At 40.4% G+C, this 15,047-nt stretch carries 12 protein-coding genes; 1 reads left to right on the forward strand and 11 read right to left on the reverse strand.

Annotated features, from left to right (window positions below):
- Positions 1-84: 84 nt before the first annotated feature.
- From ACWNM1_RS16260 to ACWNM1_RS16290, 7 genes are all read right to left on the reverse strand, one after another.
- Positions 85-1,419, reverse strand: coding sequence for a hypothetical protein (locus ACWNM1_RS16260; protein ID WP_449601737.1), 1,335 nt, complete (start codon positions 1,417-1,419; stop codon positions 85-87).
- Entirely contained in the window at positions 1,416-2,504 is a 1,089-nt protein-coding gene (locus ACWNM1_RS16265; protein ID WP_449601738.1) for a DUF58 domain-containing protein, read from the reverse strand. The genes ACWNM1_RS16260 and ACWNM1_RS16265 overlap by 4 nt, the downstream gene beginning before the upstream one ends.
- Positions 2,505-2,507: 3 nt before the next feature.
- A complete protein-coding gene (locus tag ACWNM1_RS16270) occupies positions 2,508-3,485 on the reverse strand; it encodes an AAA family ATPase (protein ID WP_449601739.1) in 978 nt (325 codons plus the stop codon).
- A 140-nt stretch (positions 3,486-3,625) separates the two neighbouring features.
- Positions 3,626-4,714 (reverse strand): GerAB/ArcD/ProY family transporter, encoded by a 1,089-nt coding sequence (locus tag ACWNM1_RS16275; protein WP_449601741.1) that lies wholly within the window; start codon positions 4,712-4,714, stop codon positions 3,626-3,628.
- A 20-nt stretch (positions 4,715-4,734) separates the two neighbouring features.
- Positions 4,735-5,889: a Ger(x)C family spore germination protein gene (locus tag ACWNM1_RS16280; protein WP_449601742.1), complete on the reverse strand. Its 1,155-nt coding sequence runs from the start codon at positions 5,887-5,889 to the stop codon at positions 4,735-4,737.
- The gene (locus ACWNM1_RS16285) at positions 5,886-7,328 is read right to left on the reverse strand and encodes a spore germination protein (protein ID WP_449601743.1); all 1,443 of its coding nucleotides are present in this window, start codon (positions 7,326-7,328) and stop codon (positions 5,886-5,888) included. Before ACWNM1_RS16285 ends, ACWNM1_RS16280 begins: the two co-directional genes overlap by 4 nt.
- Positions 7,329-7,486: 158 nt before the next feature.
- Entirely contained in the window at positions 7,487-8,347 is an 861-nt protein-coding gene (locus ACWNM1_RS16290) for a DUF421 domain-containing protein (protein ID WP_234537026.1), read from the reverse strand.
- Positions 8,348-8,556: 209 nt separating this feature from the next.
- Here ACWNM1_RS16290 and ACWNM1_RS16295 point away from each other — a divergent pair, with 209 nt between their 5' ends.
- A complete protein-coding gene (locus tag ACWNM1_RS16295) occupies positions 8,557-8,763 on the forward strand; it encodes a DUF1657 domain-containing protein (protein WP_036678243.1) in 207 nt (68 codons plus the stop codon).
- 86 nt (positions 8,764-8,849) lie between these two features.
- On the opposite strand, the gene ACWNM1_RS16300 is transcribed toward ACWNM1_RS16295, so the two are convergent.
- The 4 genes from ACWNM1_RS16300 to ACWNM1_RS16315 all read right to left on the reverse strand — a co-directional run bounded on the left by ACWNM1_RS16300 (position 8,850) and on the right by ACWNM1_RS16315 (position 15,025).
- On the reverse strand, positions 8,850-10,598 hold the full coding sequence (locus ACWNM1_RS16300) for a sensor histidine kinase (RefSeq protein WP_449601744.1): 1,749 nt from the start codon (positions 10,596-10,598) through the stop codon (positions 8,850-8,852).
- Positions 10,599-10,615: 17 nt separating this feature from the next.
- Positions 10,616-12,202 carry a response regulator gene (locus ACWNM1_RS16305; protein WP_449601746.1) on the reverse strand — a complete coding sequence of 529 codons (1,587 nt, stop codon included), beginning with the start codon at positions 12,200-12,202 and terminating at the stop codon, positions 10,616-10,618.
- Positions 12,203-12,370: 168 nt separating this feature from the next.
- The gene (locus ACWNM1_RS16310) at positions 12,371-14,056 is read right to left on the reverse strand and encodes an extracellular solute-binding protein (protein WP_449601747.1); all 1,686 of its coding nucleotides are present in this window, start codon (positions 14,054-14,056) and stop codon (positions 12,371-12,373) included.
- 72 nt (positions 14,057-14,128) lie between these two features.
- Positions 14,129-15,025 (reverse strand): carbohydrate ABC transporter permease, encoded by an 897-nt coding sequence (locus ACWNM1_RS16315; protein ID WP_042127373.1) that lies wholly within the window; start codon positions 15,023-15,025, stop codon positions 14,129-14,131.
- Positions 15,026-15,047: the final 22 nt, after the last annotated feature.

The raw sequence follows: 15,047 nt of genomic DNA on the forward strand, positions 1-15,047 counted from the left end.
TCCAATTGTATCCATGTTGTAACACTTTTGAAGCGTTTGTAACCTATTTGTTCCTATTTGCACGAATTTGAAGAATATTCAATTCTATAATTTCAATTCATCTTTCAATACAGCCACATCATTAGCAGAAGGATTTTCTTCTCCATATCTAACTTTTTCATATAATTCAATCAATGAATTCGACGTATGAACCGTATGTTCTTCGCCCTTATGTTTAACCTTGTTAAGAGCAGTCCATTTAATAATATCGTCTTCTGTTTCCTTCGGCGTAAGATAACTCTTAACTTCATAACCATGATCGTGCATCAAATGAAGCCAACGCCGATATAACCAACGAACACGCTCCGTTTCACTATTCATCTGCTCCCAGCGGTCTTTTCGATGTCTTGGCGTAAGGCGAGTACTCCAGAAATCCTTTAGACCTTGAAGCGTTTGCTCCCATGTAAATACACTTTTTTCCTCATCAAGATAAGGTGTATTGTCCTTTGGAGTATGTTCCCTGCGCAGCATGGATAGCAAGGCATCCATGGCTCTCTTTAATTTCCCACCGGCATTTCTATACAACCACCGAAGTCCATAATAAGCTGCAATGCCCAATAACACAGCTCCAGCAACATATAAAGCAACATCTAATATAGCAGCTAGTAGACCAGGCTTTTCATCTCCAACAAAAGGTAGTTCCGGACTCGCTTGGGGCTGTTCTACTGGCGGAGGTAGCGGCTCACTTGACCCAGAGAATAAATTACTAATCCATCCGAAGAACGAGCGTACCATATTCCATAGCAGTGTCCCTATAGCTTTTCCGACTCCTGCCGCTAATACGGCCGCAACAATTCCTATTCCAATGACATAAATACGGTTATTCCTTTGTAATCCTTTTGGCAAAGCTTTGCCCTCTTGAGAAAGCGAACTATATTGTAAATAGCTACTATTAGAAATAAATAATGTGAGTAATAGACACAAACTACCGCACCAGGTCAGTAGTGTAACACTTTCCTCCAAATCGGGAATTCTCCCAAAGACAATGGTCGCAACAAAATAGATTACAATACCTGTCCAATACTTCTTACTGGACTGATCTCGAGAGTCAGCAGTCATTCCGAGAAAAGCGCATATAAAACCTGCGACACCTAAAGGCAGACTTTCGATAGAAAGACTTCCTGCTGAAAAAGCCCCAACCACCGTCCCAAGGATTATAGCAGCCAGCAGTTGCTTCCATCTAACACTACACTGTTTTCGTAGCAAAATACCTACTAATGATATTAGTGGTATGGCGGTCAGCCACATAGGTTCAACTTGCTTGGGCAGTACATAAGCCTGAAACAGAATCCATACAGGCAAAACTAATAATAGTTCTAGGATAGAGTATATCCAGAGTTTAACCGTATTCCATACGTAACCAGATAACGGAAGTTTCATGCGCTCTCTCCTCCCTGTTCCGGAATATCCAGCCATTCTATACCATTGCCCAACACCAATAGGAGGTCAGCAGCCTCTTGTAATTCTGCTCCTCTATGACAGCTAATGATCAGAAAGTCTGTATCACTTATTCCGCTCTCGGCCTGCAGAGCTAGCAATCGACTCATAGGAAGCGTTCTGTCTAGATTCAGCTTAGCTAACAGCTCTAGCAAGTCTTCCAGCTCAGCCATAGGCTCTGCTTCAACAGGATCTCTTTCGCCCCCGTTATCCAATCTGCCGTTACAGATAAATCCCGTCTCAATTCCATGGCGCATGGCGTATTCGGCGATAGTGGCTGCATATCTTATCCCTTGCTCGATACGTTCCACATCCGTTACCGCTCTCCACATGGAATCACTGTCCTCTATATTCAAACAAATGACGAGCCTGGAATCCGCAGTGTAGTCTTTCTTATGTACCTGCATAGTCCCTGTGCGCGCTGTAGCCTTCCAGTTTATAAGTCCCATAGAATCTCCTGAGCTATATTCGCGAATACCTGCAGTCAGGAAAGGATCTTCTACGATCCATCTTTTCACTGGAAGTTCACCCAGCCAGCTATGTATAGGTAGCGGAAGATCGTCTAGATTCAGCATATTAGGATAGACTAATAACTCTAATTGGAGAGGATACGTTTTATTTTTCCGGATCAATCCAAAGGGATCTCCAGTGGTCATGGTGACTGACTCCAAACGGTATATCCCACGCCGTTCGCAAGTTACTTGATGCCGCCGTTTAATATGACGGTAAGATTTAAGAAAGAACAAGCTGATATGGTTCTGGTAGATTTCACCCGTACTAATGCCGAGATTATCTTGACTTCCAAATTCCAAGCCTCTTGCAATACTAGATTCCAGTCGAAGCCATGGTAATGGCAGAAGTTTCGCATTAACGATCTCCTCGATCATCTCAAGGTTATCCCCTTCATAAGCGACCTTAGTTGAAAAATAACGAGTATAACTAAGCGCTTTCAGACCATTCCGTTCATAGATAACGGCAAGAAGGAACAGGAGAGCTACTGTAATGAAAATGAACCAAGGCAAAGCCATAGCTCATTCCACCTTTCCGCCTCTTAAGGACGCAACGAGTTCAGTCGGCACCTCTACCTCACGAAGCACTTGTAATACAATTTCCGCGGCCTGTCCCTCTTTTGAACCCAATCCACGATGAAGAAGCAGACGATGGGCAAGCACAGGAATAGCTACGGCTTTAATATCATCTGGTGTAACGTAAGATCTACCTTGGATTAGAGCATATCCTTGAGATGATCTGAGCAATGCTCCACTTGCACGTGGACTCGCCCCTAGTTTTACTGCCGTAGATTTGCGAGTAGCTTCCGTAATCCGAACGATATACGCTAGCAAATCATCACTAATACTCACCGAAGCGGCCAAACGCTGCGCAGCTTGAATATCTTGAGCGGCAGCCACAGCAAAAGTCTCTTCAAGAGGATTATTCTCACGGAAACGCTGCAAAATATGAATCCCTTCGTCAAATGAAGGATAACCCGTAGTAATCCGCATCAGAAATCTATCTAATTGAGCTTCGGGCAACGGAAAAGTGCCTTGGTTATCAATCGGATTTTGAGTAGCAATAACGAGAAAAGGTGCTTCTAGGCCATGAGTCACACCATCGATCGTGATTTGCCGCTCCTCCATACATTCCAGCAGACTGGATTGTGTTCTGGGTGTTGCACGGTTAATTTCATCAGCGAGCAAAATATTCGCAAATACTGGACCTGGTCTAAACTGAAATTCACCTGACTTTTGATTATAAAAATTAATGCCGCTTAAATCAGAAGGCAGCAAGTCAGGTGTAAATTGAATACGCTTAAATGTACAATCTAAAGATTTTGCAAGGACTTTGGCTAACAAAGTTTTACCTGTACCCGGAACATCTTCCAGCAGAACATGGCCATTGGCAAGTAATGCAGTTAGTAACAGGTCTACTCCATCCTCTTTTCCAACGATGACTTTAGCTAGATTGGTTCTAATAGATTTGATGAGTTCAGTAACTTCTTGAAGATTCATGTAAATACACCACCCAATCTGAGGAAATTATTGTAATAAGTCCTTTCATCATAACAGAAAGTGTATCCAATAAATAATTCACAAGAAAAGGCCCTGCCTATTAAAAAGGCAGAACCTAAATTTCCCCCTCATGGTTACATTTACTTCGCAGTTTTATTCCGATATCGAAAGAAAGCCGTGATGGCATAATAGATTGGGATGCTTTCAACGATTAGCCAAATGACAACAATAGCAAAACTATTATAGTGTTTATAATAACTGCCTATGTGTCGTGAATATAAAAAAGCTATCGTTATTGAAGCTATTGTTAAAAAGGGAATGTACATTTTTCTAGCTTTTGTATTAAACAAGCCAGATACACATCTCGAGGCTACATAGATAAGGAATGAGCTGTGTATGAACATAGAAGACGACCATATTCCAATTAACAGCGGATCCGAATTGCCTAGCAGATTATCTTGTTTGGCGCTGCGCACCAGTTCAAGGAAAGGATATTGCAGTTCCCGACCCAAATGTGGACCAAAACTCATCATCGTCAGCGACCAACCAATTAAGACAGTGACTAAGACAAATATCGCTGTAAATATTAATCTTTTCAGCATCTTCGCTTCAAGCTTCAGATCGGGCACAACAAACAAGAGGACAATCCATTCTCCAAACCAAGACATGACTACAATAGAGTCCTTCAGGGCAATCCCGGGATCATGATAATGAATGAAGGCGGGTAGCATATTAAAGTCGGCATTCGGGAGAAATAAATAAAATAAAATGATCATCGTTATAAAAAAAATAAGAAAAAGTCCATCCGCCATATACGCTATCGTTGTAAAGCCTAAACTTGCCGTATACATAATCACTATCCCAATTACACATTGAATAAACAGAGGTGGAGTTCCTCTCAAATAATTAGAACCAAAGAATAACACAAAGTTCTCAATATCATAGGATGCATAATAAATACACCAACATAACAGCAAAACAAGTATGAACTTGTGCGGCCATTTACCTATGATATCTTGTCCAAAGCTTACCCACGCTTGATTAGGTCGCAGCATACCGACGTGAAAAGTAAACCACAATAATATTAACCCTAATAAAGATCCCACTATTAAACCAATCCAGCCTTGATAGGATGAAGTAGCAATTAGAGTCGGAATCAAAAAAATAGTGGCTTGGGAGCTGAAGAAAATAATGAAAAAACGGAACAGCTGCCATTTCGATGTTTGCATAGCTTCTCCCTCTAAACGTCTTATTTTGCTGTTCCAAAATCCACAATGCTAAAATCTGTCTTCACTTTTATATCAGCCTCTAGAGCATAATAATTTTCCCACCGCTCTCTAAGCTGCTTCCATTGCTTTGGATCGTTCCATTCCAGTAACAATCCGAGTTGCAGAACATCGGCACCTGCTTTTTGGGTATTACGAATAGCTTCGTTAAGATTATCAGAGACTTTCTCTTTAAGCTTCGCAATGATAATTTGACCGAGTTCCTCTGTATCCCTATTCTTAGGATCCCTTAAATAAATCACACTTGCTTTCCCCTTTAAATTCACAGTAAACACAGGACCCTTATCCGTTTGATTTAACTTTTTTGATGATTTTGTGCTTACAAATACAACACTTGCGGCACTTTTCCCCTCATCCCAATCGACGGAGTAAACGGCCAGCTTAAGACTGCCTGCCGCCCAAGCTAATGCCCTTCCCTCTTTAAGCTTAAGAACTCCTTTCATCTTATCTTTTTGAAACATCATTGCCCCTTGGATTCCTGCCCAGAATTCCGGCTTTCCATCTTTTGATGTTTCTTCTTTTTTACCAAATGAAAGATTGTTTATAGCAAATCCAACACCGGATGCCTCTGCATACATGCAATCCTTAATCGTAGTTGAAAACAAATATCTCTCTGATCCAAAGTTCCTTAGTACATCCGAGGGTATTTGCTCGTAAATAGGTGTTAAAGTACTCATCTCCTTTGCACTTCCCGGACTAGCCATAACAAAAGCACCCAGAGGAAGACTTGGCTCTCTTTCAATCCATAATAGTAGTTCGCTGATTCCTTGTTCAGCGTAGGTCTTCCCTAAGACAATTACTTTTAATTGAGCAAGACTAAGTTGACGGGTTAAGTCTTTTTGAATTAACAGCATGGCATCTGCAATCGTTTCTGCGGTCTTAGAAACGGTAGAGTAAGTGCTTCCGTCTCCTGCACCGCCACTTGAAGGTTGTCCAGCTGCGTTAAGACGATTGGGCAAAGGTGAGTTAATCGTAATTTCAACAGTACCTGGTTCTTTGCCTCCATCAATAAACATTCCGTATACAAATGTTAGTTCATCCAGTTCTACCTTTGTCGACCAACAGCCTGTTATATTTATGAGCAAGATTATAATAACTCCTGTCTTCAGGATTCTCATTTCTCTTTCAGTCTCCTTTTATTCCTATCTGTATAAAGGTTGCTGCGCTTCTTCATAAAGTTCGAGGGAAAGCGAGCGAATGTATCCTTCCAGTCCTGTAACACAAGTGGGGCAACGGGTTGCAGATATGGAGCACCTAACGGTCTTAAGTTAGCTAAATGTCCGTAAATCAAAAAAGCTGTAATATATACCCCGAGCAGCCCCATTGTTCCACCCATAACCAGTAATGGAAAACGAAGTAGCCGGAAAGTCAGACCTAGCTCATAATGAGGAATGATGTAGGTGGCAATTCCAGTAATAGAAACAACAATAACCATTGGAGCAGATACAATTCCTGCTTGGACCGCAGCCTGACCAATAACGATACCCCCAATAATTGAAACCGTCTGTCCAACAGGCTTTGGAATCCTAGTCCCGGCTTCTCTAAGTGCTTCAAAGGTAAGCTCCATAATTAAAGCCTCGGTAAGCGCTGAGAAAGGAATGTTCTCTCTCGCTGAAGCAATTGTAATTAACAGGTTTGGTGGAATGATTTGAGGATGAAAGGTTGTAATCGCTACATAAAGTGATGGAAGAATCATGGATATGATTGAGAACAGAAATCTAACAACACGAATCCAGCTTGCTGCATAAAAGCTTTGGTAATAATCCTCAGAGGATTGCAGCATGGTGAAAAAAGATGTCGGAGCGAGCATTGCAGTAGGTGTGCCATCTTGTAAGATTCCGATTCGGCCTTCCATTAAAGAAGCTGCCACCGAATCTGGACGTTCTGTATATTGAAATAACGGAAATGGCGTGAAGTTACCATCCCTTAGATATTCTGATATATAACTAATCCCTAGTATTCCGTCAATATCTATTTCAGTTAACTTCTGCTTTATCTCAGCAAGAACTTCTTTTTTGTAAAGTCCTTCAATGTAGACCACATACACATCGGTTTTTGTATATTTACCAATCGAATAATGAATGGTTTTTAGATCCGGATGTTTAATTTTATGTCGAATCAAAGAGAGATTCGTTTCAATATCTTCAATGAAAGCCTCTTGGGGACCAATCACTACAAGTTCGTTTTGTGATTCGGTCACTGATCTTTTTTGATATTGGGTAATTTCAAAATAATAAACATAAGGAAGATCCTCTATATAAAGCACTACTTTTCCAGCAACGATCATATCTACAATCTTCTGCAAGTCAAATGCCTTGAGGTAATGGATAGGAAAAACAACACCTTGATCTAACCGTTCTAAAAAATCTGGCCATTCCAGCTTTGCTTCTGCTTCTGTTTTTAGCGGCAAAGCAATACTTTCATGAAGTGTCTTAGAATCGATGATGGAAGGGATATAGATCAAAAGACAGGTATGCCCATGAACAGAAATGGATTGATACACCGCATCACTACATCCCTCCAGTTGATCTTTAATGGTTTCTAAAATTCCTGACATAGGCTGTATACCTCCTGGGTTGTGACTTGCGAATCTGGCTTAGTTTGCCAAGTGTTTACGAGGTTTATTCTTCATACTCCATTTAGCTATATACGAAAAAAAGAACCGATGCGAAAAACCGGTTCTTTCTTGCTTTTAGGTATGAGGTTTGTAGCCCATCAACTTTGGATTAAAGGCTTTAGCACTTTCAAAGATGCTTGCAATTGCTCTGAGCATTGTTCGTACATTTTTTTAGCTTTTTCATTTTCTGTCGACAAACTGAACATTTCCAGATCCGCTTCACATTTTTTTAGCAAAGCATATAATTGTGGTTTATCTTGTGGCTGTGGAACTTTAAAGTTGTCGGCATACAAATCGACCGTCAGCTCTCCGTAAGAATCAACTTGAGCGAGAAATACATTCTCGACGGTTAGCCCCATTTTCTCTAGCGCTCCATCAAGCCAGCTGCGAGTCAGATTTAAGGTATCTAACGGTTTATCTAATACTTTTCCATCCATAATGACGGCTTGTGACTCTTTCTGAGGGGCAACCTTCACACCCAGGTCTTTTGCCGATAGAGGGAGATACTCCTTCTTAAGCAGAACATTAATCGCTCCATCAGACTCCATAATCGCAAATTCCACTTCAGATATATTGAATACATCCTTTTTACGTAGCTCTTCCAATAATTCATCTGTTGTTAAACGTTCCTTTTTCATATGATCTTCGAGTATTTTCCCGTCCTTTATAAGAACTGTGGACTTAAAGTCAATGAAATCTCTTGCTTTTTTACTCTTCATCTGAAGCCATTCAATTCCTAAAGAACAGGCGACCCATACAATCAGTGCAATGATACCTAAATGCCAATACTTATCCGTATCCAGAGAAATATAGGCGGCTATGCTGCCGACGGTTATCCCCGTAATATACTCGAAGAACGAAAGCTGCGATACTTGTCTCTTCCCCAGTAATTTAGTTAAAAAGAAAAGCACAACCACAGCAAAGAGTGTTCGTACTACAACCTCCAACCACTCCGGCATCACAATTTTCCTCCTTTTTTTAAATCAACACTTGTTTATTAACACTCATTATTTGTCAAAAAAGGTCCATTCAATCCTGAAATGGACTACCTATTTATGGAAATTTGTTGACGTGTAATGCTTCTATTTTTTTCCTGCATAACTAAAGTAACGGTTGAGGACAATAGGAAACGTCATGCTAGAAACTAAAAACAGAGGAGAGAAACCTAATGACAGTAGCCTCACAAGTTAAAACATGTTTATCTTCTTTAAAAGGCGCTCAAGCGAGCTTGGAGCAATTTGCACTTGAAACACAAAACGAAAGTGCAAAAACTTTATTCACAAACGCAGCTGAGCAAACGCAACAAATCGTTACACAGGTTGAAAATCGGGTAACCGAATTAGAGTCAGAAGAACCTCAATACAAAGGTTTCTAACGATCACTTGAATAATCAAAGGGGTCATTAAGCTAGCGATAACTAGCTTAATGACCCCTTTTCATCACTTCAATACTAATACCGACTTACTTTCTTTTTTTGGCAGGAATCAGGATCTGAACCGATGTTCCAATTCCCACACGACTAAAAATACTTACGCCATACTCGGGTCCATATTGCAGTTTAATCCGTTGATCCACATTACGGACACCATAACCTGTATTTGTATGTCCCTTAGAATCAAAAATTTGATCAATACGCTCTTGTCTGATGCCTATACCATCGTCAATGATACGGAAGAGTATATTATCGCCTTCCTTACGTCCTACAATCCGTAAATGGATGTGATCACCGCACCAAGCATGCTTCAGCACGTTCTCGATAAAGGGTTGTAGAATCAGTTTAATGGTTTCATAAGGCCAGATCTCTGTATCAAAATCAAACATAACCTCCAAGCGGTCACCATATTTAATTTTCTGGATTTCTAAATAGGCGTTTGCTTGCTCAATTTCAGTTGGAACCGGAATCATCGTACGGCCTTCATTAAGCGTTAAACGGTAAAACTTCGCTAATTCCAGTACCATCTTCTGCAGCTTCTCATTTTGACCAAACTTGGCTAATTGAATAATAGACGACAAAGTATTGTACAGGAAATGTGGATTGATTTGCGATTGTAGGATTTCAAGCTCCGCTTCCTTCTTTTGGAGCTGCGTCAGATATACCTCTTTAATCAACATATCAATATTCTCACCCATATCATTCAGCGCGGTTGCTATTTGAGAGAATTCGTCCTTCCCTCGATATTTTATACGCTTGTGAAGATCACCTTCTCGATAGGCATTAAGCACATATACGAACTTATTAATCCGAATTGAAAAATATCGGGATATAAATATGCCCACGAAGCTAAAGACCACACAGCATATGAGACACATTAGAATAATAAACAAACGTACCTTCATTGCATCCTTTTCAAGAATTGTAATCGGAACAAGTGCAATTAATTGCCAGGCTTGGTTAGCAACCATAATTGTTTCTTTAATCGTCAGGTAATCTTTATTTGGCTCTGTTTCATTGGTATAGTTCTCCGGTAGTTCACCCGATTGATACATCGTTCTTCCAAACTCGTTCTTTATAATTAGGTTACTTCCTTTTCCTATCTTCGTATAATTGACACTGTCAAATAGATCCTGAATCCTTACATTAATCCGCAGGAATCCAATCTCTTTAGGCTTAAGAGGCTCGTATGTATCAATTAATCTACGGAGCAACGAGATCCTATTATTCTCTACATCGCTCTCGATCTGCCACCATTTCATAGTTTCAGCGTATTTTTCAGTTGGAAAATCATAATACCAGGACTTATCTTCAATCCGTTTCATGTGGTAGAGATGATAAAAGCTACTATTGTCCAAATAACCCTCAAGTGAATTCGAATAGATCTCAGGGATCGATTCATTCTTTAAGAATAGTGACATCCCTATCTTCACACCTGTAGATTGAATCGCTACGTCAAGCTTCGGCAGCACCTTCTTAGACATCCGATCGTAATTTTCCCAGCCTTCCTCATAGCTCCGAAGATTTCGATAAAAATCAAAGTCACTGTATAATTGCGTTGATATTCGAGTAACTTCGTCCATTTTATAATCAATATTGTCACGAATCTGCAATAACGTTCCTTTAATATTCGTATTGATATGTTCGCGTAATGAATCATTATACATGGAATGAGAGACGAACCCTATCAAGGATATAGGAATAATAATAAAAAACATATATGTCAGCATTAACTTGTACCCAATCGGCACATACTTATGTCTTCTTCGTATTTTCATAGAACAATCATCCCCCATCACTTGTCACGCTTGCGATACTCCATAGGTGTCATACCATAAGCCTCTTTGAACTGTCTGCTGAAATAAGGGAGATACCGATAGCCTACCTTGCTAGCGATTTCATAGATTTTGCAGGTCGGATCTTTTAAAAGCTTGCCTGCTTGATCCATTCGAAGCTGTGTAAGTACTTCACTGAACGTTTTCCCTGTTTCCTCTTTGAATAGATAGCCCAAATAGTTAGGGGAGAAAGAGAACTGCTGCGCTATATCTTTAAGCGTAAAGTTATCGCTCATTCTGTCCTGCATCGTCTGGATGATTTCTCTAATCAATTTATGATTCACTGAATCTGATTTACTACGCAGGTACTCGGAGATCTCAAACGTTTTGAGTACGAGCCACGAGCGAATATCACTGATCGTATCAAATTGGTGTAGAACATCTAAACTATGTATCTCCATACCTAAAATTTCAAATAAATCCTCACTAACATCCTTTAACTGCTGATCCAGCTTCCAAATGATATACATTGCCAGATTATGAATAGTGAATTTGGATCTTAAACTACTTACAGAGCGGAACAGCTTGTCGATCTCATCATAAATAAGAACTAACTCATACTCTTTCACCGCTTTAAACAGCGTATCCATACGGGTATCTAACATACGAGCATCGATCATCCCTGGTTCACTGCTAACGGTCTCATACATTATAAGATTACCTTTACCAATAAACATTTTTCCGTCCACAGCTTCCATAGCTTGTCGATAGGAGATATGAATCTGTTCCATAGAAAGTGTTGGTTTGCCTACACCAACAGTCATTGTGACTGGAAACTTCGCACGAATCGAGGCATAAATATCCTCAGTGAACTTTTCCATTTCCTGCTCGTTAATCAATAATGCAATCCGATAGGACGATACCTTGTAGCAATGTGGCATTCCGTGCTTCTGACCTATTCTATTCACTTCATAAAGGAAGTCCTTAGCCATTTGATGTTTAGATAGATTATCCTGTCCTTGAAGCCAGTTGAAGTAGTCAAGCTCCAAGACAGCTACACGAACAGGCCAATTCAGCTTATCCAGACCGTATGACTTCACAAGCGACAACATTCCGGCCTGGCTACCCTCTTCCCCTTCCCATTCCCCTTCGAATAAGCGTATCAACAAATCATTTTTGGCCATTGGAATCATATGCTGATAGGCTTCTTCAACATCACGGCGTTTACGTTCATCGTCTAAATCCTGCCTTACTTTCTGAAGTGCAGCAATGAGTTCACTATCATCCATCGGCTTAAGGACGTAACTATATGCCTTTAGTGACAGGGCTTGCTTAACATAACTAAAATCTTGGTAACCGCTTACAAATATCACGCGTATATCCTTTTTTTTCTCTATGGCAATTCGAGCCAGCTCAAGGCCCGACATATTCGGCATATTCACATCACTTACGATAATATCAATAACATGCTGATCTAAAATATCGCACGCGGTAAACGCGTTATTTGCTGCCTCCACAACTTCCATACCAAGCTCATTCCAAGGAATGAATTGTCTCATACCTTCTAGATCCAACATCTCATCGTCTACTAATAATACGTTGTACATCAACAAGTCCCCCTTTGAAATGCATAAATCTGTCCCTGTAAATTCTACCATTACTCTTTCCCAGTATACCATTCATAAATTTGTCTAACAGCCTATAAACAATGAGTCATCAGAATACAACGTAAAAACGAAGGCTTGCCTAGTAGCAAACCTTCGTATTACTAATTATTATTTTCCTAAAGCTTTCTTGTTTTCTGTCCATACTTTTGTAACATAATCAAGGAATTTCTCATAACCAACCTTCATGGAATCATCATGTGCTTTGTCAAGAATGGCTAATGCTTCTGCATCGGTCTTCGCATACATTGATTTCGCTCTAGCAGTTAACCAGATATCTCTGACACTTTGTCTGATAATACCTTCTTCACTGTCTGGAGCCGGATCCCAATTCAGGAACTCTGTAAAGTCGCCTTGTGAAGCCCAAGTTACTTCCATCTGCCAACGGTTACTAAAGTCAATTTTGTCAGCTGGAAGTGTTTGCAACATCATTTTCTTCGTATTATCCAAGAAAACTGTATTTCCTACCCATACCAAGTCACCGGCCTTGCCGCTAATTTCAGACAGTGCTTCTGGCTCATTTAGATATTTTTCTTTATTAAATTTAGGAGTAAGGCCATCTGCTTCAAATCCATCCCAGTAAGCATCTGGTCCTGGAGGACCCCAGTTAAGAACCATAGAACCTTCTGGACCTGTCATCCAGTCAAGCATAGCGAATACAGCTTCTGGATTTTTAGCGTTTTTAGTAATTGTAGCAACGTTCCAACCTAGCTGATTGTACGTTCCCGGAGTAATCTTACTTTGATCCAAGCCCGGTTTGTAGATTGGTTTAATAAACATATAACCGTCTTCCGGATTTTTCTTCTTCATCTCTTCATCAGCAGTAGCGAGCAACTTCATCGGATCGAATGTCGCAATCACAGCGAACTTGCCATTCATCGCTTTCTCTCTAATCTGGTCTTCTGTTTGGGTATTCGCATCCTGTGTCATAAGCTTCTCACGCATTAATTTAGCACCAAAGACAACGGACTCACGGAACCCTTCATCTTTGTAAATGGAAGCCATTTTATCGCCATCAGGTACAGCATATATTCTAGTAAACGAAAGGTTATTCTCTTTAAAAGAGGAGAACAACTGGTCAATACCGTTACCATCTTTCGCTAAGCCAGTCTCAAACGGAATAACATCTGGGAACTTCGCTTTAACAGCATTTAAGTAAGCATACAAATCATCCGTAGTCTCTAGCTTAGGAGAACCGAGTTCTTTGTAAATTTTCTTATTGATCGCATAACCGGCATTACCGTTTGGCTGTGTTGTATAATAATTCGGCAGCTGATAGATTTTCCCATCAGGAGAACGAAGCAATTCCAAATGTCCAGCTGTTAAGTACTTTTTAAAGTTTGGATATTTATCAATGTATTCATCCAAAGGAACTAGCATATCTGCTTGACGAAGACGCTCTACGTCAGCACCTTTCTCAGTCCATACAATATCCGGTAGCTCATTACCAACGATCATCGTTTGCAGCTTCTGAGCATTATTACCACCGGAGCTAATGCCAGTGACATTAATTTTCAAATTATCTAAAATCCATTTAGAAGCAGCATCTTTGCCCCATTTCGGCATTTGATACCAGCCGTAGTTTCCGTAGAATGATACTTCAAGCGGTTCTTTCCCTAACTCATACAAATCAGCCGCAGGAGCTTCAGTTGCTGTGTTAACCGCTGTTCCTCCTTCTTTCGCTGGTTCAGCAGTTGCAGCTGGAGCGCTTGAATTGTTGCCACTACAACCCGCCACTACAGTCGACAATAGCAAGGTAGACAACGTTCCGAGAAGCATCTTTCTCTTAGTCTTCAATGTATTTTCCCCTTTCAATTTGTAATCTATGTTCAAAGCAATACGCTCTAAACCCCATCTCATTCTATCATCCTACTCTTTCAATGATCCGACTAAGACCCCTTTAACGAAGAATCTTTGTAGGAATGGGTATACACATACAATCGGAATGGTTGCAACCATGATCGTAGCCATCGTTAACGACTTCGACGTTATTTTCTTGGCTGAGTTAATATGAGCAATGGAACTTGCATCTACATTAGACAGCTGTTCTGAAGCAATATTAGAGAACAATATCTGTCTCAAGATGGTCTGAATCGGCATTAACTCCTCTTTCGTAATGTAAATACTCGCTACGAACCACTCATTCCAGTGATTGACTGCTGTGAACAACGATAATGTTGCGATGACAGGCCCTGACAAGGGAAGTACGATGCGGAGAAAAGTTCCCCAGTATCCGCAGCCATCAATCTTTGCTGACTCCTCTAAACCTTGCGGAAGACCTTGGAAGAAGGTCCGGAATATGATCATATTCCATACGCTGACAAGTGCAGGAATAATAAACACCCAAAATGAGTTGAAGAGGCCTAAACTTCTGATAAGCATGTATGACGGAATGAGTCCCCCACCGAAATACATTGTAATGATACACATAATCATGTAGTATTTGCGACCCATTAGTTCGCGCTTCGACATCCCATAAGCAAATATCGAAGTGGCCAATATCGCTGTTACTGTACCAATTACCGTCCGCAATGTTGCAATGACGAATCCACCCATTAAACGAGAATCTTCAAATACGATCTTATAATTCTCAAGCGTGAACTCACGGACCCAGAAAGTAATTCCGCCTTTGGAAGTATCCATCCCCTCATTAAAAGAAATCACAAGTGAATTCCAAAATGGATAAAACGCGGAGAATGCCAGTAAGGTCAAGAATACATATATGAATCCAATAAACAATCGGTCTCCTATGTTAGTACGTTTCATAATTCAGTCCCCCTATATTGAG

The sequence above is a fragment of the Paenibacillus sp. Marseille-Q9583 genome, assembly GCF_976954365.1.

Bases quoted from the DNA above. Each gene is read 5' to 3' on its own strand.
- ACWNM1_RS16260 (WP_449601737.1), bottom strand. From the start codon at position 1,419: ATGAAACTTCCGTTATCTGGTTACGTATGGAATACGGTTAAACTCTGG.
- ACWNM1_RS16265 (WP_449601738.1), bottom strand. From the start codon at position 2,504: ATGGCTTTGCCTTGGTTCATTTTCATTACAGTAGCTCTCCTGTTCCTT.
- ACWNM1_RS16270 (WP_449601739.1), bottom strand. From the start codon at position 3,485: ATGAATCTTCAAGAAGTTACTGAACTCATCAAATCTATTAGAACCAAT.
- ACWNM1_RS16275 (WP_449601741.1), bottom strand. From the start codon at position 4,714: ATGCAAACATCGAAATGGCAGCTGTTCCGTTTTTTCATTATTTTCTTC.
- ACWNM1_RS16280 (WP_449601742.1), bottom strand. From the start codon at position 5,889: ATGAGAATCCTGAAGACAGGAGTTATTATAATCTTGCTCATAAATATA.
- ACWNM1_RS16285 (WP_449601743.1), bottom strand. From the start codon at position 7,328: ATGTCAGGAATTTTAGAAACCATTAAAGATCAACTGGAGGGATGTAGT.
- ACWNM1_RS16290 (WP_234537026.1), bottom strand. From the start codon at position 8,347: ATGCCGGAGTGGTTGGAGGTTGTAGTACGAACACTCTTTGCTGTGGTT.
- ACWNM1_RS16295 (WP_036678243.1), top strand. From the start codon at position 8,557: ATGACAGTAGCCTCACAAGTTAAAACATGTTTATCTTCTTTAAAAGGC.
- ACWNM1_RS16300 (WP_449601744.1), bottom strand. From the start codon at position 10,598: ATGAAAATACGAAGAAGACATAAGTATGTGCCGATTGGGTACAAGTTA.
- ACWNM1_RS16305 (WP_449601746.1), bottom strand. From the start codon at position 12,202: ATGTACAACGTATTATTAGTAGACGATGAGATGTTGGATCTAGAAGGT.
- ACWNM1_RS16315 (WP_042127373.1), bottom strand. From the start codon at position 15,025: ATGAAACGTACTAACATAGGAGACCGATTGTTTATTGGATTCATATAT.